At 65.1% G+C, this 20,095-nt stretch carries 16 protein-coding genes; 11 read left to right on the top strand and 5 right to left on the bottom strand.

Annotated elements, in window-relative coordinates; all coding sequences use genetic code 11:
• Positions 1–95: 95 nt before the first annotated feature.
• The 3 genes from K289_RS0102040 to K289_RS0102030 form a co-directional block, all read right to left on the bottom strand.
• Positions 96–1,322 (bottom strand): ABC transporter substrate-binding protein, encoded by a 1,227-nt coding sequence (locus tag K289_RS0102040; RefSeq protein ID WP_027549932.1) that lies wholly within the window; start codon positions 1,320–1,322, stop codon positions 96–98.
• 248 nt (positions 1,323–1,570) lie between these two features.
• The gene (locus K289_RS0102035) at positions 1,571–2,797 is read right to left on the bottom strand and encodes an ABC transporter substrate-binding protein (protein WP_027549931.1); all 1,227 of its coding nucleotides are present in this window, start codon (positions 2,795–2,797) and stop codon (positions 1,571–1,573) included.
• 134 nt (positions 2,798–2,931) lie between these two features.
• Positions 2,932–3,288: a DUF1304 domain-containing protein gene (locus K289_RS0102030; protein ID WP_027549930.1), complete on the bottom strand. Its 357-nt coding sequence runs from the start codon at positions 3,286–3,288 to the stop codon at positions 2,932–2,934.
• 96 nt (positions 3,289–3,384) lie between these two features.
• Between K289_RS0102030 and K289_RS0102025 the strand changes: the two genes are divergently transcribed.
• The gene (locus tag K289_RS0102025) at positions 3,385–3,915 is read left to right on the top strand and encodes a methylated-DNA--[protein]-cysteine S-methyltransferase (protein WP_027549929.1); all 531 of its coding nucleotides are present in this window, start codon (positions 3,385–3,387) and stop codon (positions 3,913–3,915) included.
• Positions 3,916–4,075: 160 nt separating this feature from the next.
• Here K289_RS0102025 and K289_RS0102020 read toward each other — a convergent pair whose 3' ends face one another.
• Complete coding sequence (locus tag K289_RS0102020) at positions 4,076–6,865, bottom strand: [protein-PII] uridylyltransferase (protein WP_027549928.1); 2,790 nt, start codon at positions 6,863–6,865, stop codon at positions 4,076–4,078.
• 187 nt (positions 6,866–7,052) lie between these two features.
• Between K289_RS0102020 and K289_RS0102015 the strand changes: the two genes are divergently transcribed.
• From K289_RS0102015 to K289_RS0101990, 6 genes are all read left to right on the top strand, one after another.
• Positions 7,053–8,024 (top strand): aliphatic sulfonate ABC transporter substrate-binding protein, encoded by a 972-nt coding sequence (locus tag K289_RS0102015; RefSeq protein WP_027549927.1) that lies wholly within the window; start codon positions 7,053–7,055, stop codon positions 8,022–8,024.
• A 437-nt stretch (positions 8,025–8,461) separates the two neighbouring features.
• On the top strand, positions 8,462–9,313 hold the full coding sequence (locus tag K289_RS0102010) for an ABC transporter permease (protein ID WP_027549926.1): 852 nt from the start codon (positions 8,462–8,464) through the stop codon (positions 9,311–9,313).
• Positions 9,314–9,317: 4 nt separating this feature from the next.
• Complete coding sequence (locus K289_RS0102005) at positions 9,318–10,103, top strand: ABC transporter ATP-binding protein (RefSeq protein WP_027549925.1); 786 nt, start codon at positions 9,318–9,320, stop codon at positions 10,101–10,103.
• 54 nt (positions 10,104–10,157) lie between these two features.
• Complete coding sequence (locus K289_RS0102000; RefSeq protein ID WP_027549924.1) at positions 10,158–10,667, top strand: OsmC family protein; 510 nt, start codon at positions 10,158–10,160, stop codon at positions 10,665–10,667.
• A 43-nt stretch (positions 10,668–10,710) separates the two neighbouring features.
• Entirely contained in the window at positions 10,711–11,520 is an 810-nt protein-coding gene (locus K289_RS0101995) for a hypothetical protein (protein WP_027549923.1), read from the top strand.
• Positions 11,521–11,762: 242 nt separating this feature from the next.
• Positions 11,763–13,073, top strand: a complete 1,311-nt coding sequence (locus K289_RS0101990) for a PAS domain-containing methyl-accepting chemotaxis protein (RefSeq protein ID WP_027549922.1) — start codon at positions 11,763–11,765, stop codon at positions 13,071–13,073.
• Positions 13,074–13,206: 133 nt separating this feature from the next.
• Here the strand turns inward: K289_RS0101990 and mutS are convergent, their stop codons facing one another.
• Entirely contained in the window at positions 13,207–15,945 is a 2,739-nt protein-coding gene (mutS, locus tag K289_RS0101985) for a DNA mismatch repair protein MutS (RefSeq protein ID WP_027549921.1), read from the bottom strand.
• 429 nt (positions 15,946–16,374) lie between these two features.
• Here mutS and pcaF point away from each other — a divergent pair, with 429 nt between their 5' ends.
• The 4 genes from pcaF (at position 16,375) to pcaG (ending at position 20,055) form a co-directional block, all read left to right on the top strand.
• Positions 16,375–17,583 carry a 3-oxoadipyl-CoA thiolase gene (pcaF, locus tag K289_RS0101980; protein ID WP_027549920.1) on the top strand — a complete coding sequence of 403 codons (1,209 nt, stop codon included), beginning with the start codon at positions 16,375–16,377 and terminating at the stop codon, positions 17,581–17,583.
• A gap of 121 nt (positions 17,584–17,704) precedes the next feature.
• Positions 17,705–18,598, top strand: a complete 894-nt coding sequence (locus K289_RS0101975; RefSeq protein ID WP_027549919.1) for a dioxygenase — start codon at positions 17,705–17,707, stop codon at positions 18,596–18,598.
• Between the two features lie 151 nt (positions 18,599–18,749).
• Entirely contained in the window at positions 18,750–19,451 is a 702-nt protein-coding gene (pcaH, locus tag K289_RS0101970; protein ID WP_027549918.1) for a protocatechuate 3,4-dioxygenase subunit beta, read from the top strand.
• Between the two features lies 1 nt (position 19,452).
• Entirely contained in the window at positions 19,453–20,055 is a 603-nt protein-coding gene (pcaG, locus tag K289_RS0101965; protein ID WP_027549917.1) for a protocatechuate 3,4-dioxygenase subunit alpha, read from the top strand.
• The last annotated feature ends 40 nt before the right edge of the window (positions 20,056–20,095 follow it).

Here is a 20,095-nt window from a genome sequence, read left to right as displayed (position 1 = left end):
TGCGCACCCCGGGGTGTGCCCACCACTTCTATCGCGATCGTGGAGAGGTGGTGGGCACGGCGCTTGCGCGCCTTTGCCCACCCTACAATGTGAGACTAACCCGCCGGGCCCGCATCCTCGAGGATCGGACCGAACAGTTCCCAGCGCTCGCCGTTGAACTTCATCATCTGAAGCTGCTTGTTGACGCGGTAGTCGGTCGGCGTGGTGTTGGCCTTGATGCCGGGCAGCCCGGTGTCGCCGGTCACGTCCTTTAGCGAAGCCGCCTGCTTCATGACGTTTTCCCGGGTGAGGTTGTCGCCGCACTGCTGCAGCACGTGCACCAGGAGCTGGGCGGTGCCATAGCCATAGACGTTGAAGTTCGAATCCTTGTCGCCGTCCGGATAGTACTTGGCCATGAAGTCGAAATACTTCTTCATGCCGGGATCGTCCTTCCAGGTCGGATCGAGCGGATCCTTGCCGTAGTTGACGCTGATCACGCCCTTGGCGGCCTCGAGGCCCGCGGGCTTCATCACCGCGCCGACCGAGGTGGCGTTGATGTCGACGATCTGCACCGGGTGCCAGCCCATTTCGCCGATCTTCTTGATCGCCTGCGCCGCCTGCTTCGGCGTCGTGGCGCTGAAAAACAGGTCGGCGCCGGCGTCCTTGATCTTGAGGATCTGCGAATCGACCGTCGGATCGGAGACCTCGTAGGACGTTTCCGCCACGATCATCTTGGCGGCCTTGTCGCCGAGGCCGGCCTTGAGCCCGTTCAGGTAATCTTTGCCGAGGTCGTCGTTCTGATAGAGGATGCCGATCTTGGCATTCGGATGCTCCTTCAGAATGTACTGGCCGTAGATGCGGCCCTCGACGAAGTAGTTGGGATTGTAACCCATGGTCCAGGGGAAGTTCTTCGGATCGGTGAACTTCGAGGCGCCGGTCGCTGCAAAGAGCTGCGGCACCTTCTTCGCATTGAGGTACTTTTGCACGGCCGCGTTGGATGGCGTGCCGACGATCTGGAAGGTCAGCAGCACCTCGTCGCTCTCGACGAGCTTGCGCACCTGCTCCACCGCTTTCGGCGGCGAATAGGCGTCGTCATACTGGATCAGGTTGATCTTGCGTCCGTTGACGCCGCCCTGGTCGTTGATCATCTTGAAATAGGCGGCCTGGGTCTTGCCGATCGTGGCATAGGCCGACGCGGGCCCTGAGAACGGCACGGTTTGCCCGACCTTGATCTCGGTATCGCTGGCACCCGGATCGTATTTCTTCTGGGCGCTGGCCGCTGAGACCGACAGCGCCATAGCCAGCGCCGTCGCCGTGACCAGGTGCAGAACTCCATTCCTCATTCGCAGTTTCCTCGGATTGTTATTGCCGACAGTCTGTCCAGCGCGCTGTTAAGCACCGGACGCCATCGCTGCGCCGGAGTGTGGCGGAGCGGTTGCTGCGACGCAAGGTCGACGCATGTTAAGAGTTCGTAGGGTGGCTTAGCGGAAGCGTAACCCACCACTTCTGTCGACATGCGGTGAAGAGGTGGGTTACGCCTAGCGGACTGCGCTCCGCGCAGCCGCGGGGGCTAACCCACCCTACGAAGAGGCTAGCCCGACGGACCGGCGTCCTCGATGACCGGGCCGAACAGCTCCCACCGTTCGCCGTTGAACTTCATCATCTGCATCTGCTTGTTGACGCGATAATCGTCCGGCCCGGTGCTGATCTTGATGCCGGGCAGCGCCAGGCTCGGGGTAAAGCCCTTGATGTTGGCGACTCGCTTCATGACGTTCTCGCGCGTCAGGTCGTCGCCGCATTGCTTCAGCACCTGGACCAGCAGCTCGGCCACGGAATAGGCATAGGTGTTGACCGTGTTGAGCTTGTCGCCTTCCGGGAAATACTTGTCCATGAAGGCGAAGAAGGCCTTCACGCCGGGATCGTCCTTCCACTGCGGATCAACGGGCTCCTTGCCGTACTGTGTCGAGATGATGCCCTTGGAGATGTCGAGGCCCGCAGGTTTCAACGTCGCCGAGATCGGGCTCGCATTGATGTCGAGGATGTGCACCGGCGTCCAGCCGAGATCGGCGAGCTTCTTGATAGCCTGTGCCGCGAATTTCGGGGTCGAGGCGTCGTAGAAGAGGTCGACGCCCATCGACTTCAGCTTGACCACCTGCGAGTCGACCGTGGGGTCGGTGACCTCGTAGGACACCTCGCCGACGATCATGCTGGCGGCCTTGTCGCCGAGGCCGCTCTTGAGCCCCGCGAGATAGTCGCGGCCCATATCGTCGTTCTGGTAGAGCACGCCGATCTTGGCGTTGGGGTGATTGGCGAGGATGTATTTTGCGTAGATGCGTCCCTCGGACACGTAGTTGGGATTATAGGCGATGGTCCACGGATAGTTCTTGGGATCGTTGAAGCGCGCGGCACCAGTGGACGCCAGGAGCTGCGGCACCTTCTTGCCGTTGAGATATTTCTGCACGGCCGCGTTGGCGGCGGTGCCGATGAGCTGGAACGTGAACAGCACTTCGTCGCCTTCGACGAGCTTGCGCACCTGCTCGACGGTCTTCGGCGGCGAATAGGCGTCGTCATACTGGATCAGGTTGATCTTGCGGCCGTTGATGCCGCCCTGATCGTTGATCATCTTGAAATAGGCGGCCTGCGTCTTGCCGATATTGGCGTAGACCGAATAGGCGCCGGAGAACGGCACGGTCTGGCCGATCTTGATCTCGGTGTCGCTGGCGCCGGTGTCGTATTTCTTCTGTGCGAGTGCCTGGCTGGCGGAGAAGGCGAAAGCGAGCGCCGCCGTGGCAGTTATGAAAACTCTGCGATTGTTCATGTTGGGATGTTCCTCCTGACGGAATTTTCTGCCGACGGTCTTTTTCCGTTGATTGCAACGGTCGCCATCGCTGCCGAAGATTGTGGAGGAAGGCGAGGTGCCGCGCAAGGATCGCGGCGCCGCGCCGTCACGTCTCAGGCGAGGAACAGTGCAGCCAGCGCGACCGCCGCCGGGAGTGCCTGCACGATCAGGATGCGTGTGCTGACGGTCGCTGCACCGTAAGCGCCGGCCACGATGACGCAGACGAGGAAGAATGCCTTGATCTGGAACGCAAAGGCCGGATTGCCGTGGACGAGGCCCCAGATCAGCCCGGCCGCGAGGAAGCCGTTATAGAGCCCCTGATTGGCGGCCAGCACTTTTGTGATCTCGGCCTTTTCCGGCGTATTGCGAAAGACCTTCAAGCCCTGCGGCTTGTCCCAGAGGAACATCTCCAGGATCAGGAAATAGGTGTGCAGTGCGGCGACCAGCGCCACCAGGATATTGGCGATCAAGTTCAAGTTGAGCCCCCTCAAGCGTCAGCTTTCGGGTGGACGCTAGCATGCCTCGTGTGGCACGTGCGATATCTGTTCTGACGTAATGGTGTCGCAATGAACGCTCGATCGACACATCGACCTGAGAGTTTCGGCCTTGATCGCCTGAAGACGCCGATCGGGATCGCGCTGCTCGTCACCGATGCCGAAGGCGTGCTGCGGGCGCTGGACTGGGAGGATTACGAGCACCGCATGCGCGAGCTCCTGCGCCTGCATTACGGCGCGGTGGAGCTGCGCAATCAGCCGGCGCCCGCCAGCATGAAGGCCGCGCTGTCAGGCTATTTCGACGGCGATCTTGCGCAGCTTGCGACGGTCGCCTGGCGCGTCGCCGGCACGCCGTTCCAGCGCAAGGTCTGGACGGCGCTCGCGACAATCCCCGTTGGCACCACGCTCAACTATGGCGCGCTCGCCGCGAAGCTCGACATGCCCAAGGCTGTGCGCGCGGTCGGTCACGCCAACGGCTCCAACCCGATCAGCGTGGTGCTGCCCTGTCACCGCCTGATCGGCGCCGATGGTTCGCTGGTGAAATACGGCGGCGGCCTCGAGCGCAAGCGCTGGCTGCTCAGGCATGAGGGCGTCGAGGTTTAGGGCGGCGGCGCGCTCACCTCTCCTTTCGCCATTCCGGGGTGCGCGAAGCGCGACCCCGGAATCCATTTATCTGCAGAGCAGGTGGCGAAATGGATTCCGGGTTCGCCGCTGCGCGGCGCCCCGGAATGACGAGGGAGAGAGTAGTGCGCGAAGCCCGTCCTCACGCCGCCGGCTGAACCGCCTTGTCGCCGGTTATCACATGGATCAGCGCGCTCTTGATCGCGGCCTGGCGCGTCGGGGCGCTGATCTGCGCACCGAGCAGGTCGGTGACGTAGAACACGTCGCGCGCACGCTCGCCGAAGGTCGCGACATGGGCCGAGGCGATGTTGAGGTTGAGCTTCGAGATCGCGGTGGTCAGCTCGTAGAGCAGGCCGGGGCGGTCGAGGCCGGACACCTCGATGACGGTGTAACGATCGGACCACTGGTTGTTGATGATCACTTCCGGCTCGATCACGAAGGGCCGCGCCTTGCTGCGCACGGCGCGGCGCGCCACCACTTCCGGCAGGCGCAGCTTGCCTTCCAGCACGTCCTCGATCATCTCGCCGATCCGCGTGGCGCGCCGGCCCTCGTCCTCGTCGCGGTCGTATTCCCGCGAGATCGAGATGGTGTCCAGCGCGCGGCCGTCGGTCGTGGTGTAGATCTGCGCGTCGACGATGTTGGCGCCGGCGGACGCGCAGGCGCCCGCGATGATCGACAGCAGCCAGGGATGGTCTGCGGCGAAGATCGTCAGCTCGGTGACGCCGCGCACCTCGTCGAAGCCGACATTGATCGCGAGCTTGTGGCCGGCCTGCTCGCTCGATCGCACGAAGCGGGCGTGGCGGATTTTCCGCGGCAGCTCGACCTTGAGCCAATAGGCCGGATAGTGCCGGCCGATATAGGCATCGAGCTCGTCCTTCGGCCATTCGGCGAAGGCCATACGGAATTCGGCGTGTGCGGCCGCGAGGCGCTTGCCGCGGTCGACTTCCGAGAAGCCGCCGGTCAGCACCGGCTCGGTCTCATAATAGAGAGAGCGCAGGAGCTGCGCCTTCCAGCCGTTCCACACGCCCGGACCGACACCGCGGATGTCGGCCGTAGTCAGGATCGTGAGCAGCTTCATCTGCTCGACCGACTGCACCACGGCGGCGAAATTCTCGATCGTCTTGCGGTCGGAGAGGTCGCGCGACTGCGCGACCGTGGACATGGTCAGATGCTCCTCGATCAGCCAGGCCACGAGCTCGGTATCGGCCGGGCTGAAGCCGAGACGTGGGCAGAGCCGGCGGGCCACCTTGGCGCCGGCGATCGAGTGATCCTCCGGCCGGCCCTTGGCGACGTCGTGCAGCAGCGTCGCGATGTAGATCACCGGCCGGTGCTCGGGCCGGGTCTTGCGCATGAGGTCGCTGGCGAGCGCGAACTCCTCGATGCCGCCGCGCTCGATGTCCTGCAGGAAGCCGATGCAGCGGATCAAATGCTCGTCGACGGTGTAGTGATGATACATGTTGAACTGCATCATCGAGACGATCTTGCCGAAGGCGCGGATGAAATGACCGAGCACGCCGGTCTCGTTCATCCGCCGCAGCACGATCTCCGCGTTGTCGGACGTCAGGATCTCCATGAAGAGACGGTTGGCCTCGGGATTTTCGCGCAGGGCCCCGTTGATCAAATTGAGCGAGCGCGTCACGTCGCGCATCGCATCCGGATGGAAGGCGAGGTTGTTCTTCTGCGCCAGGCGGAAGATCCGGATCAAATTGACCGGATCGTGCTTGAAGACGTCGGGCGCGGCGACGTTGATGCGGTTGTTGTCGACGATGAAGTCGTCGCTCTCGGGCACGCGCCGCTTCACGGCGCTCGGCCGCAACCGCGCCATCATCCGGCTCAGGACCGGTGCGGGCTTGGCCTGCTGGTCCTCGAGCTTGGCGCAGAGGATGGCGGTGAGATTGCCGACCTCCTTGGCCACCAGGAAGTAGTGCTTCATGAAGCGCTCGACATCCTGCATGCCGGGATGCGAGGTGTAGCCGAGGCGGACCGCGATCTCGCGCTGCAGGTCGAAGGAGAGGCGCTCCTCGGCGCGGCCGCAGTAGAAGTGCAGATTGCAACGCACCGACCAGAGGAAATCGGCGCAGCGGCGGAACGAGCGGAATTCCTGCGCGTCGAACACGCCGCGCTCGACCAGCTCGTCGGTGTCGCGCACGCGGTAGACGTATTTGGCGATCCAGAACAGCGTGTGCAGGTCGCGCAGGCCGCCCTTGCCGTCCTTGACGTTGGGCTCGACCAGATAGCGCGACTGGCCGCCGCGACGGTGCCGCTCCTCGCGCTCGGCGAGTTTCGCGGTGACGAATTCCGACGCCGTGCCCTGCACCACTTCCTTGTCGAAGCGCGCGACCAGCTCGTCATAGAGCGGCTTGTCTCCGGTGAGGAAGCGCGTCTCCAGGATCGCGGTGCGGATGGTCATGTCGCCGCGCGCCTGGCGGATCGACTCGTCGACCGAGCGCGTGGCGTGGCCGACCTTCAGCCCCATGTCCCAGAGGCAATAGAGGATGGCTTCCGCCACCTGCTCGCCCCAGGCGGTCTGCTTGTAGGGCAGGATGAAGAGCAGATCGATGTCGGATTCCGGTGCCATCAGGCCGCGGCCATAGCCGCCGGTCGCGACCACCGACATGCGCTCGGCCCCGCTCGGGATCGGCGAGCGGTAGAGATGCTGGGTTGCGGCCGCGTACAGGATGCGGATGATCTCGTCCTGCACGTGGCACAGCCGCTCGGCGCAGCGCCGGCCGTGGCGGTCCTTCAGCAGGATCTTCTGCGCCTCGGCGCGGGCGGCGATCAGTTCGGCCTTGAGCAGTTGTGCCAGCGCGGAGCGGAACACGTCCTCGCGCCCTTCGTGCTTTTCAGCGAGCGCATCGACCGCGGCGGTGATCCGTGCGGTGTCGAAGCGGTCGTCCACCTCTGCTCTGTGTTGGGTCGCAACGCTATCCATGCTTCACCGGATATAAGAGGTGACAGGCGCTGTCACCCGCCATTCTCAGGCAATAGTCGTTCCATGCTTGAAAAGGCTCGCTTCCGGCAAACTTGTTCTCGGCGGGCAGGCTTTCAAGGGGCGGATTTTCCTGTTGACCTCTAGATGTAACTCATTGAAAAACAATGAAGTTTCTGAGGAGCCGGGTATGACTCAACTTTCACGACGCGTTCTGTTGGCAGGAGCCGTGGCTCTTGCATTGACCCCTGCGGCGCGAGCGGCGGAGCCGCTCAAGGAGATCCGCATCGATTGGGCGACCTACAATCCGGTGTCGCTGGTCCTGAAGCAGAAGGGGCTTTTGGAGAAGGAGTTCGCCAAGGACGGCATCAGCATCACTTGGGTGCAGTCGGCCGGCTCCAACAAGGCGCTCGAATTTCTCAATGCGGGCTCGATCGATTTCGGCTCGACCGCGGGCTCGGCGGCGCTGGTGGCCCGGATCAACGGCAACCCGATCAAGTCGATCTATGTCTATTCGCGTCCCGAGTGGACCGCGCTGGTCACCGGCAAGGATTCCAAGATCGCGAGCGTGGCTGATTTGAAGGGCAAGCGCGTCGCAGTGACGCGCGGCACCGATCCGCACATCTTCCTGGTGCGCGCGCTGCTCGCGGCGGGCCTGACCGAAAAGGACATCACGCCGGTGCTGCTCCAGCATGCTGACGGCAAGACCGCATTGATCCGCGGCGATGTCGACGCCTGGGCCGGCCTCGATCCGATGATGGCGCAGGCCGAGGTGGAAGAGGGCGCAAAGCTGTTCTATCGCAAGGCCGACGCCAACACCTGGGGCATCCTCAATGTGCGCGAGCAGTTCCTGAAGGACTATCCGGACGTCGCCCGCCGCGTGCTGGCGGTGTACGAGGAGGCCCGGAAATATTCGCTGGCGAATTACGACGAGCTGAAGAAGACCTTCATCGCCGTGACCAAGCTGCCTGAGGCCGTCGTCGACAAGCAGCTCAAGGAGCGCACCGAGCTCGCCCACAGCCGCATCGGCGCGCCCCAGCGCGAGTCGATCCTCGCCGCCGGCCTCGCGCTCCAGCAGGCCGGCGTCGTCGACGCCAAGGTCGACGTGAAGGCAACGCTCGATGCCCTGATCGACGACCAGGTCCCGCTGCCGACGAATTGACGCTTCTAACCCTCCCCCTTGTGGGGGCAGGGCTATCGCATATGCCCTTGTAGCGCGAACGCGCTCGGCCTTCATAGTTCGAGACGCGCCGTAAGGCGGCGCTCCTCACCATGAGGGTCTAGGATTTCGCCGCGAAATAAGACCTCATCCTGAGGAGCCCGCCAAAAGCGGGCGTCTCGAAGGATGGGCCGCAAGGAGCCTACCTGCCAAACTCTCTCTCATATGCTTGCCCTACCTTGTGAGGGAGGGTGGCTTCGCGGAACGCGAAGCCGGGTGAGAGGTCTCTATCCTCACGAACGGTCTTGCGCGTGGAGAGAACCCCTCATCCGTCGCGGACTAACGTCCGCGCCACCTTCTCCTACAAGGGGAGAAGGAAGGGAGCCGCTGAGAATGCCGCACGCCCTTGCATTCCCCGGCGAGACGCGCTTCCTACGGCCATGATCTCCGACGCGCCAGTCCTGCAACAATCTTCGGAACAAGCCGAAAGCACCGCCGCGCCCGCGCCGTCGCGGCTTGCGCGTTATGCGCGGCCGATGCTCGGGATCTTGCTGCCGCTGATCCTTGCGGTCGGCTGGGAACTCGTGGTGTGGCTGGGCTACTCCAATGGCCGGCTGGTGCCACCACCCTCGCGCATCTTCGCGACCATTTTGGAGCTTGCGCGCTCTGGCGAGCTGGCGCGGCACATCGCCGCGACGCTGTGGCGCGTCGGGCTCGGCTTCGCCTTCGGCGTCGTTGCAGGGACGGCGCTTGGCGCGATCTCCGGCTACTGGTCGCTGGCGCGGCGGCTCCTTGATCCCACAGTGCAAGCATTGCGCGCGATCCCGTCGCTCGCCTGGGTGCCGCTGTTCATCCTCTGGCTCGGCATCTTCGAGACGTCGAAGATCGCGCTGATCGCGGTCGGCGTGTTCTTCCCGGTTTATCTCGGCGTCATGGGCGCGATCCTCTCGGTCGATCGCAAGGTTGTCGAGGTCGGCCGCGTCTTCCGCCTCTCGGGACCTGCCATGATCCGCCGCATCCTGCTGCCCGCGGTGCTGCCGGCCTATGTGGTGTCCTTGCGTGTCGGCCTCGGGCTGGGCTGGATGTTCGTGGTGGCAGCCGAGCTGATCGGCGCTTCCGAAGGCCTCGGCTATCTCCTGCTCGACGGCCAGCAGCTCGGCAAGCCCGCGCAGATCCTGGCCGCGATCGTGATCTTCGCGATCCTCGGCAAGCTCACCGACTGGCTGATCGAGGTTGCAGCTTTACCTTTCCTGAGCTGGCAGGACGCCTTCGGGCGCGCGAAGGGAGCCTGACGCGATGCTGGCGCTCGACCGGGTCGGCAAGATCTATCCCAACGGCGTGCAGGCGCTGGCGCGCTTCTCGGCGGAGATCGGGCAAGGCGAGATCATCGCCATCATCGGCGGCTCCGGCTGCGGTAAGTCCACGCTCTTGCGTGCGATCGCCGGCCTCGACCGCGCGAGCGCCGGCACGGTGACGCTCGACAGCGAAGCGATCACCTCGCCGCACGCCAAGATCGGGATCATCTTCCAGGAGCCGCGGCTTTTGCCCTGGCTCAGCGTTGCCGACAATATCGGCTTCGGCCTCGCCGACCTGCCTGCGGCAGAGCGGCGCCAGAAGGTGGCGCGTGCGCTCGAACGCGTCGGACTTGCCGACAAGGCCGAGGCCTGGCCGCGCGAGCTCTCGGGCGGGCAGGCGCAGCGCGTTGCGATCGCACGCGCGCTGGTGCCTCAGCCCGAGGTGCTGCTGCTCGACGAGCCGTTCTCCGCGCTCGATGCCTTCACCCGGCGCGACCTCCAGGACCATCTGCTAGACCTCTGGGCCGATACGCGGCCGACGCTGATCCTGGTCACGCATGACGTCGACGAAGCCGTGGTGCTGGCCGATCGCGTGCTGGTGATGCGGCCGCGGCCGGGCCGGCTGTTCGACCAGATCGAGATCAATCTGACGCGGCCGCGCGACCGCAATTCGCCGCTGTTCGAGAATTTCAAGCGCAGTGTGCTGACGTCACTCGATCGTTCGCTCGACCGCAACGTCCCCGACCGTGACGCAACCCAGGGTCCCGGCCAGGCCATGTGGTGGTGACAATCTCGCCTCAAGCCGGTACATCGAAGGGCGATTTTGCCGGGAGAGAACAACATGGACGCCGCTGAACTGCGCCAGATGCAGGCTCCGATCAAGGAGCGCTACAAGACCGATCCCAAAGCCGCACTGATCACGCTGAAGGCGAGGGGCTCGACCGACAGTGATGGCATCGCCTGCAAGGTCGAGACCGGCCGCGCGATCGCGATGGCTGGCCTGCATCCGGCCACCGGCGGCTCCGGCCTCGAGCTCTGCTCCGGCGACATGTTGCTGGAGGCGCTGGTCGCCTGCGCCGGCGTCACGCTGAAATCGGTCGCGACCGCGATCGAGGTGCCGCTGAAGACCGGTAACGTCTACGCCGAAGGCGATCTCGATTTCCGCGGCACGCTCGGCGTCGACAAGGAGACGCCGGTCGGCTTCGCCGAGATCCGCCTGCGCTTCGAGGTCGACACCGATGCGCCGCAGGACAAGCTCGATCTGCTGCTCAAGCTCACCGAGCGCTATTGCGTGGTCTATCAGACCATCAAGAACGGGCCGAAGGTTTCGGTCTCGATGCAGCGGGTGTGATTTTCTTACCCTCCCCCTCCAGGGGAGGGTAAGAAGCAAAAAAATGCCCCCCGAGTTCCATTTCATCCTCCTCCTCGTATTGCGCATGGCGATCGCCGCGGCGTTTGTCGTGTCGGCGTCGATCATCACCGAGCGTTCGGGGCCGGTGATCGGGGCGCTGGTGGCGACCCTGCCGATCTCGGCCGGTCCCTCCTACGTCTTCCTCGCGCTCGACCATGACGCCGCCTTCATTGCGCAGGGCGCGCTGGCGAGCCTGCCGGTCAATGCGGCGACGATCGTTCTCGGGCTCACTTATGTCGTGCTGGCGCAGCGGCGTAGTCTTCTGGTGAGTTGCGGAAGCGCAGTCGCGGTCTGGATCGTGCTCGCGTCGATCATCCGTCTGTTCGACTGGACGCTGGCGGCCGGGCTCGCCGTCAATCTGATCGCGTTCGGTATCTGCATTCCGCTGCTGGCGCGCTACCGCCATGTGAAGATGCCGCTGGTCACGCGCCGCTGGTACGACATTCCGTTTCGTGCGTCCTTGGTTGCGACCCTGGTCGCGATCGTGGTCTCGACGTCGGGATGGGTCGGCCCGCGGGTCTCCGGCGTCATCGCGCTCTACCCGATCGTCTTCACCAGCATGATGGTGATCCTCCATCCGCGCATCGGCGGTCCGCCGACCGCGGCAGTGCTCGCCAATTCCGCCTGGGGGCTGCTCGGATTCGGCATGGCGATCGCGGTCATGCACGTGGCCGTGGTGTGGTTCGGCTCTGCGATCGGCTTGAGCCTGGCGCTCGCGACCTGCGTCAGCTGGAATCTGACGCTCTGGTGGAACGGCCGGCGTGCGACGCGCAAGGCGCTTCGGGCGTCGTGAGATTGCGGACAGGCGCGACGGGTATTTCCGCCCCTTTTGTTAGAACTTTGTTCGAGCTTTTCCCGTACGAATCAACACTGCGTACCCGCATCCGATTCCGTCAGCACGCATTTTGACGGTTCTTTCGATCGCTCGGATCTCGCGGGATTTGTTTGGAGTCCGGCAGCGCTGCCGCCTGGTCATGACCACCAGTTCCGACACGCTGTTTCCCGTCGGTCTTATTTTGAAACGGAGATTCCTTGATGTTTGGTCGCAAGTCCCGCGGTGACTCAGAAGCGCAGCTTGCCGCCATCGGCCGCTCGCAGGCCGTGATCGAATTCGCCATGGACGGCACGGTCCTCGACGCCAACCAGAATTTCCTCAGCGCCCTCGGCTATTCCCGCGAGGAGATCAACGGCAAGAAGCACGCCATGTTCATGCCGGCCGATCAGCGCGATGGCGCCGAGTACAAGGCGTTCTGGACGCAGCTCAACCGCGGCGAGGCCCAGGCCGGCGAATTCAAGCGGATCGCCAAAGGCGGCCGCGAGGTCTGGATCGAGGCGTCCTACAATCCGGTGCTTGATGGCGCCGGCAAGCCCGTCAAGGTCGTGAAGATCGCGACCGATATCACCGAGAAGAAGATTCGCAGCATGGCGGATGCGTCGAAGATCGCCGCCATCAGCCGCGCGCAGGCCGTTATCGAGTTCAAGCTCGACGGCACCATCGTCACCGCCAACGAGAACTTCTGCAATGCGCTCGGCTATTCGCTGAGCGAGATCCAGGGCAAGCATCACAGCCTGTTCGTGCCGCAGGCTGAACGCGACAGCGCGGCCTATCGCGAGTTCTGGGCCGCGCTCAACCGCGGCCAGTACCAGGCGGGCGAATACAAGCGCATCGGCAAGGGTGGCAAGGAGATCTACATCCAGGCCTCCTACAATCCCATCCTCGATCTCAACGGCAAGCCGTTCAAGGTCGTGAAATACGCGGCCGATACCACCAAGCAGGTGCTGGTCCGCATGGGCAACGAACGCGTCCGCGGCATGATGGAGTCGGTTGCCTCCGGTTCGGAGGAGCTGAACGCCTCGGTGCGGGAAATCTCCGAAGCCATGACGAAGTCGCGCGAGACCGCGCTCGGCGCGGTGGAGCAGGTCGCGGCCGCCGATGCACAGGCCCAGCGCCTCACCGAGGCGGCGCAGGCGATGAGCGGTATCGTCGAGATGATCAACAGCATCACCGGGCAGATCAACCTGCTGGCGCTCAACGCCACGATCGAATCGGCGCGCGCGGGCGAGGCCGGCCGCGGCTTTGCAGTGGTCGCTTCCGAAGTGAAGAGCCTCGCCAACCAGGCCAAGCAGGCGACCGACAAGATCGCCCAGGAGATCGGCAGCCTCAATGGCATTTCCGGCGACGTCGTCAGCGCACTCGGCTCGATCAAGCACGCGATCAACAGCGTCAGTGAATATGTGACGTCGACGGCGGCCGCGGTCGAGGAGCAGAGCACGGTGACGAACGAGATGTCGACCAGCATGCAGCGCGCCGCCGCGGAAGCCGCCGCGATCGCGGCAAGGGCATAGCCGGGCACCCGGATCGCAGGGTGGGTTAGCTCTGCGGCTGCGCGAAGCGCAGTCCGCCAAGCGTACCCACCTCTTCTCGAGCGGCGACAAAGGTGGTGGGTTACGCCTTCGGCTAACCCACCCTACGGCATTGTCACTGCTTCGGCAGCTTGGCCTTCAAGGCATAGAGCGCATCCAGCGCCTCGCGTGGCGTCATTTCGTCGGGATGCAGCGCTTTCACCGCTTCCATCAACAAGTCGGCCTCGCTCGGCGGTGCGTCCTCGGCGGCGGCGCGCGAGGGCACCGCGAACAGCGGCAGATCGTCGACGAGGGCGCGCGCGGTCTGGCCGCGATCCTGCGCCTCGAGCTTTGCCAAGACGGATTTCGCGCGCGTGATCACCGCCGGCGGCAGGCCCGCGAGCTTTGCGACCTGGATGCCGTAGGATCGGTCGGCCGAGCCCGGCAGCACCTCGTGCAGAAACACGACGTTGCCCTGCCATTCCTTCACCCGCACCGTCGCGTTGAACATCCGCGGCAGCTTGGCCGAGAGCGCGGTGAGCTCGTGATAGTGCGTGGCGAACAGCGTGCGGCAGCGGTTGCTCTCGTGCAGATGCTCGATCGCCGCCCAGGCGATCGACAGGCCGTCGAAGGTTGCGGTGCCGCGGCCGATCTCGTCGAGGATCACGAGCGAGCGTTCGCCGGCCTGGTTGAGGATCGCCGCGGTCTCGACCATCTCCACCATGAAGGTGGAGCGGCCGCGGGCGAGATCGTCGGCGGCGCCGACGCGCGAGAACAAGCGGTCGATGATGCCGATCCGCGCGCGCGAGGCCGGCACGAAGCTGCCAATTTGCGCGAGGAGAGCAATGAGCGCGTTCTGGCGCAGGAAGGTCGACTTACCGGCCATGTTGGGACCGGTGAGCAGCCAGAGCTGGCCGGACTTTTGCCCAGGCGCCGGCGAGAGATCGCAGGCGTTGGCAATGAACGGCTCGCCATTGCGCTTCAAGGCCTGCTCGACCACGGGATGGCGGCCGGCCTCGATCGCAAAGCCGAGCGAGCCGTCGACCTCGGGCCGCACGTAGCTGTCGTCGACCGCGAGTTTGGCCAGCGACGTTGCGACATCGAGCAGCGCGAAGGCGTGCGCGGCGGCGCGCAGATCGTCGCTGATCGCCAGCGCCTTGGCACAGAGCCGCTCGAAGATATCGAGCTCGAGCCCGAGCGCGCGGTCGCCGGCATTGGCGATCTTGGCCTCGATCTCGCCGAGCTCTGAAGTGGTAAAACGCACCTGGCCCGCCAGCGTCTGGCGGTGGATGAAGGTGGCATTCAGCGGCGGCGACATCAGCTTGTCGCCGTGCTGCACCGTCACCTCGACGAAATAGCCGAGCACGTTGTTGTGGCGGATCTTCAGGCCTTTGACGCCTGTGTCGTCGGCGTAGCGCGCCTGCATCGAGGCCACCACGAGCCGCGAGGCGTCGCGCAGATTGCGGGCCTCGTCGAGCGCGGGCTCGTAGCCCTCGCGGACGAAGCCGCCGTCGCGCTTGATCAGCGGCAATTGCTCGGCGAGCGCGACGGCAAATTCTGCCGCCAGCTCGCGCGACGGCCGCTGCATCGCCGCCATCACGGCCGCGATCTCCTGTGGCGGCTGGTCGAGTTCGGAGAGCCGCGCCAGCACCTGGTCGGCGGCCACGATGCCGTCGCGGATGCCTGCAAGGTCGCGCGGCCCGCCACGGCCGACCGAGAGCCGCGCCAGCGCGCGCGACATGTCGGGCGCACCGCGCAGGATGCTGCGGATGTCCTCGCGCGCGGCTGAATCTGTAGCGAAAGCGCTGACCGCATCGAGCCGACGCGCGATGCCCGCCGCATCCGTCAGCGGTGCCGCGAGCCGCTGCGCAAGCAGGCGCGAACCGGCCGAGGTCACCGTGCAGTCGATGGCATCGAGCAGCGAGCCGCGGCGCTCGCCCGCGAGCGTGCGCGTCAGCTCGAGATTGGCGCGGGTGGCAGGATCGATCGCCATGGTCGCGCCCGACGCTTCGCGCGCCGGCGGCGACAGCGGCGGATGCTTGCCGACCTGGGTACGGTCGACATAGGTCACGGCCGCGGCCGCGGCCGTTGCCTCCAGACGCGTGAGCTGCGCCAGCCCGTCCATGGTGGCGACTGCAAAGTAGTCGCACAGCCGCTTCTCGGCGGTGGCGCCGTCGAAGACATCGCGGGTCAGCGGCGTCACCGCCGGCAGCTCGCGCAAGGTTTGCCCGAGCTCGCTGTCGCCATAAAGCGCGTCGGTGACGATCGCCTCGTTCGGATTGATGCGCGCCAGCGTCGCGGCGAGCTCGCCGCCGCTGCACTCCGTCACCATGAATTCGGCGGTGGAGATGTCGATCCAGGCGAGCCCGAAGCGGTCGCCGCCGGCGGAGGAGCGGGCGCGCGCAATCGCCAGCAGATAATTGTTGGCGCGTGCATCGAGCAGCGTGTCCTCGGTCAGCGTGCCCGGGGTGACCAGTCGCACCACGCCGCGACGGACCACGCTCTTGTTGCCGCGCGCCTTGGCGGCGGCGGGATCTTCGGTCTGCTCGCACACCGCGACCCGGTGGCCCGCGGTGATCAGGCGATGCAGATAATCCTCGGCGCGCTCAACCGGCACGCCGCACATCGGAATATCGGCGCCCTGATGCTTGCCGCGCTTGGTCAGCACGATGCCGAGCGTCTTGGAGGCGATCTCGGCATCCTCGAAGAACAATTCGTAGAAATCGCCCATCCGGTAGAACAGCAGCAGGCCCGGATGCGCCGCCTTGATCTCCAGGTACTGCTCCATCATCGGCGTCACGCGCGCAGAAGTTTCCGCCTGTGGCGCGGGCGTGGCTTCGGAGGCTGGCGCGGGGATGGGGTGTTGGATCGTCATCAGAGCGTTTTCGAGTGAGGTGGGCACCGGTTCGCGTGAAGAAAACGCGTCAAAAACAAGAGGCTTGGAGTGCGGTTCTGACCGTGCTCCAAGCGGCGCAACCTACAAAATTTCGCACCACCCTCCTATCGGTTTGGCCGGGGGAGGCGGGTTTTCCACGTTGTCCGTGTTGTGGAACGCGGTCGACACATTCTCAGTCGTCATTCCGGGATGCGCCGACAGGCGCAGGCCCGGAATCCATAGCCCCGAACAGTGGTTATGGATTCCGGGCTCGCCCTTCGGGCGCCCCGGAATGACAGCGGAGTTTCATGGCGCTTGGTCGAATACGCGCCCCGCGAAACCGTCAATTGACCTGCCGCGGGCGCCCTCCTAAAACTCCGCCGTCATTGAAGAATTTTGGCCGAACCGCGGCATTCAGGGAGAACAACGATGCGTGATGTCTTTATCTGCGATGCCGTGCGGACCCCGATCGGCCGTTTCGGCGGCGCGCTCGCCAAGGTGCGCGCCGACGACCTCGCCGCCGCACCGATCAAGGCACTGATGGCCAAGCACCCCAATCTCGACTGGTCGCAGGTCGACGAAGTCTTCTTCGGCTGCGCCAACCAGGCCGGCGAGGACAACCGCAACGTCGCGCGCATGGCGCTCCTGCTCGCGGGCCTGCCGGATTCGGTTCCCGGCCAGACCCTGAACCGGCTCTGCGCCTCCGGCCTCGATGCGGTCGGCGCCGCAGGCCGTGCGATCCGTTCGGGCGAGATCGAATTCGCCATTGCCGGCGGCGTCGAATCGATGACGCGCGCGCCGTTCGTAATGGGCAAGGCGCAGGAAGCCTTCTCGCGCTCCGCCGAGATTTTCGACACCACGATCGGCTGGCGCTTCATCAATCCGCTGCTGAAGGCGCAATATGGCGTCGACGCCATGCCGGAGACCGGCGAGAACGTCGCCGAGGAATTCCAGGTCTCGCGCGCCGACCAGGACGCCTTCGCAATCCGCTCGCAGCAGCGTGCCGGTGCCGCGATCGCGGCCGGCTATTTCGCGGAAGAGATCACGCCGATCACGATCCCCGGCGGCAAGGCCGGCCCGATCACGGTCGACAAGGACGAGCATCCGCGCCCCGAGACCACGCTCGAAGGCCTCGCCAAGCTGAAGCCGATCGTGCGCAATCCCGGCACGGTGACGGCCGGCAACGCCTCCGGCGTCAATGACGGCGCCGCGGCGATGATCCTGGCCTCCGAGGCCGCCGTGAAGAAGCACGGTCTGACGCCGCGCGCCCGCATCCTCGGTCTTGCCTCGGCCGGCGTGCCGCCGCGCATCATGGGCATCGGTCCGGTCCCTGCCACTCGCAAGCTGATGGAGCGTCTCGGCAAGAAGATCAGTGACTTTGACCTGATCGAGCTGAACGAGGCCTTCGCCTCGCAGGGCATCGCCTGCCTGCGCCAGCTCGGCGTCAAGGACGATGCCGACTTCGTCAATCCGCATGGCGGTGCGATCGCGCTCGGCCATCCCCTCGGGATGAGCGGCGCGCGCCTCGCGCTCACCGCCGTGCACGGCATGGAGAAGCGCGGCGGCAAGCTCGCGCTCGCCACCATGTGCGTCGGCGTCGGCCAGGGCGTCGCGGTCGCGATCGAGAAGCTGAATTGACGGGACGCGTAGCGGCCCGTGATCCTGGGGCAGCCCGAGAGGGCTGAACCCGGGATCTCGAGATTCCGGGTTCGGTCGTTTCACTTGCGCCCCGGAATGACGGGGTAATCGGGAGCCGCGCATGATCATCGAGCGTGAGCAGGACGTCACGGCCGCGGCATTGGCCGTGATGGAGCGGACGTCCGATCCGCGGCTGCGCCAGATCATGATCTCCCTGGTCAAGCACCTGCACGGCTTCGTCCGCGATGTCCGCCTGACCGAGGCGGAATTCCGCGACGCCGCGGCGATCCTGGTCGAGCTCGGCAAGCTCACGACCGACACGCATAATGAAGTCGTGCTGATGGCGGGTTCGCTCGGCGTCTCCTCGCTGGTGTGCCTCTTGAACAATGGCGATCAGGGCAACACGGAGACGGATCAGTCACTGCTCGGACCGTTCTGGCGATTGAACTCGCCGCGGGTGGAGAATGGCGGGTCGATCGTTCGTTCCGATACGCCGGGTGCGCCGCTGTTCGTCAGCGGCCGTGTCGTGGACAGAGACGGCCGTCCCGTCGCTGGCGCAGAGGTCGACATCTGGCACGCCTCGCCGGTCGGTCTCTATGAGAACCAGGATCCCGAGCAGGCGGACATGAACCTGCGCGGCAAGTTCACGACCGACCAGGATGGACGCTTCTCCTTCCGCTCGGTGATGATGGTTGGCTATCCCATTCCGACCGACGGTGTCGTCGGCCGCCTCCTGAAGGCGCAGAGCCGGCACCCCTATCGTCCCGCGCACCTGCATGGCCTGATCTTCAAGCCCGGATTCAAGGTGCTGATCTCGCAGGTCTATGACCCCGCCGATCCTCACATCGACAGCGACGTGCAGTTCGGCGTGACACAAGCGCTGATCGGCAAGTTCCTGCGCCATGATTCGCCGCATCCGACCGAGCCCGACGTCGCGACGCCCTGGTATTCGCTCGACCACACCTACCGGCTCGAGGCCGGCGAGGCCATACTGCCGCGTCCGCCGATCAAGTAGTGCTTCATGCCGGTGCGGCGCGCAGGAGGGGCGATAAACCCGCTTCCCCCGATTAGTTATATATTATAATGATTGGCGGAAGCGTTGACCGGCCGGAGCTAAAATGGCCGGGGAGGAAGTTCGCCAGGAGTTTGGCGCCAGGAGTTTGGCCATGACATTCATCTACCCCGTCGACAGCAACAAGGCGCACCCGCTGCCGCTGTCGCCCGACTACAAGAGCTCGATCAAGCGCGCGCCGAACAAGCCCCTGATCCCGATGCGCCACACGCTGTCGGAGCTCACCGGCCCTGTCTACGGCCACGAGACCGTGCGTGAGGGCGACAATGATCTCACCCGCCAGCACGCGGGCGAGCCGCTCGGCGAGCGCATCATCGTGCACGGCCATGTCCTCGACGAGGACGGCCGCGGCGTGCCGAATTCGCTGGTCGAGATATGGCAGGCCAATGCCTGCGGCCGCTACGTCCATGTCCGCGACCAGCATCCCGCGCCGCTCGATCCGAACTTCACCGGCGCCGGCCGTACCCAGAGCGATGCCTCCGGCTATTATCGCTTCGTCACCATCAAGCCCGGCGCCTATCCCTGGGGCAATCACCACAACGCGTGGCGGCCGGCGCACATCCATCTCTCGGTGTTCGGCCACTCCTTCGTCACGCGACTGGTGACGCAGATGTATTTTCCGGCCGATCCGCTGTTCCCGTTCGATCCGATCTTCAACTCGGTGCCGGACGAGAAGGCGCGCGCGCGAATGGTCTCGGCGTTCGATCTCGAGAACACCCAGCCCGAATGGGCGCTGTGCTACCGCTTCAACATCGTGCTGCGCGGCAAGAACGCCACGCCAATGGAGAACACCTAAAGTGCAGGATTCTGTGAAGCCCAACGGGATCACGCCATCGCAGACGGTCGGTCCGTTCTTCAAATACGGCCTGACGCCGAACGGCGAGTACGCCTGGAACGACGCGTTCACCAACTCGACGCTGACGCCGGACGTCTCCGGCGATCGCATCCGCATCGAGGGCCGCGTGTTCGACGGCGACGGCGTCGTCGTGCCCGACTGCATGCTGGAGATCTGGCAGGCGGACACGCAAGGGCGGTTCGCCGACCCGCAGGACAAGCGCGCGCTGCCCAACGCCAGCTTCCGCGGCTTTGCCCGCTGCGGCACCGACAAGGACGGTAATTACTCCTTCGAGACCATCAAGCCGGGCGTGGTGCCGGATCCCGACGGCAAGCCGCAGGCGCCGCACATTCTCGTGGCGGTGTTCGCGCGCGGCATGCTGCGGCATCTCTACACCCGCATCTATTTCGGCGACGAGGCCGCCAACGCCACCGATCCCGTGCTGGCGCTGGTCCCCGCCGATCGCCGGGTGACGCTGACTGCGGTGCGCGAGGCCGGCAAGCCGGTCTATCGCCTCGACCTGCGTCTGCAGGGGGCCGACGAGACGGTGTTCTTCGACGTGTAAAACCGGGGACGCCTTCTGAGTGAAGGCGGACCGTTCTGGC

The sequence above is a fragment of the Bradyrhizobium sp. Cp5.3 genome, assembly GCF_000426265.1.
GTDB lineage: Bacteria > Pseudomonadota > Alphaproteobacteria > Rhizobiales > Xanthobacteraceae > Bradyrhizobium > Bradyrhizobium neotropicale.
This window is presented reverse-complemented; position numbering and strand designations above follow the sequence as displayed.

Bases quoted from the DNA above. Each gene is read 5' to 3' on its own strand.
- K289_RS0102040 (WP_027549932.1), bottom strand. From the start codon at position 1,322: ATGAGGAATGGAGTTCTGCACCTGGTCACGGCGACGGCGCTGGCTATG.
- K289_RS0102035 (WP_027549931.1), bottom strand. From the start codon at position 2,797: ATGAACAATCGCAGAGTTTTCATAACTGCCACGGCGGCGCTCGCTTTC.
- K289_RS0102025 (WP_027549929.1), top strand. From the start codon at position 3,385: ATGAACGCTCGATCGACACATCGACCTGAGAGTTTCGGCCTTGATCGC.
- K289_RS0102020 (WP_027549928.1), bottom strand. From the start codon at position 6,865: ATGGATAGCGTTGCGACCCAACACAGAGCAGAGGTGGACGACCGCTTC.
- K289_RS0102015 (WP_027549927.1), top strand. From the start codon at position 7,053: ATGACTCAACTTTCACGACGCGTTCTGTTGGCAGGAGCCGTGGCTCTT.
- K289_RS0102010 (WP_027549926.1), top strand. From the start codon at position 8,462: ATGATCTCCGACGCGCCAGTCCTGCAACAATCTTCGGAACAAGCCGAA.
- K289_RS0102005 (WP_027549925.1), top strand. From the start codon at position 9,318: ATGCTGGCGCTCGACCGGGTCGGCAAGATCTATCCCAACGGCGTGCAG.
- K289_RS0102000 (WP_027549924.1), top strand. From the start codon at position 10,158: ATGGACGCCGCTGAACTGCGCCAGATGCAGGCTCCGATCAAGGAGCGC.
- K289_RS0101995 (WP_027549923.1), top strand. From the start codon at position 10,711: ATGCCCCCCGAGTTCCATTTCATCCTCCTCCTCGTATTGCGCATGGCG.
- K289_RS0101990 (WP_027549922.1), top strand. From the start codon at position 11,763: ATGTTTGGTCGCAAGTCCCGCGGTGACTCAGAAGCGCAGCTTGCCGCC.
- mutS (WP_027549921.1), bottom strand. From the start codon at position 15,945: ATGACGATCCAACACCCCATCCCCGCGCCAGCCTCCGAAGCCACGCCC.
- pcaF (WP_027549920.1), top strand. From the start codon at position 16,375: ATGCGTGATGTCTTTATCTGCGATGCCGTGCGGACCCCGATCGGCCGT.
- K289_RS0101975 (WP_027549919.1), top strand. From the start codon at position 17,705: ATGATCATCGAGCGTGAGCAGGACGTCACGGCCGCGGCATTGGCCGTG.
- pcaH (WP_027549918.1), top strand. From the start codon at position 18,750: ATGACATTCATCTACCCCGTCGACAGCAACAAGGCGCACCCGCTGCCG.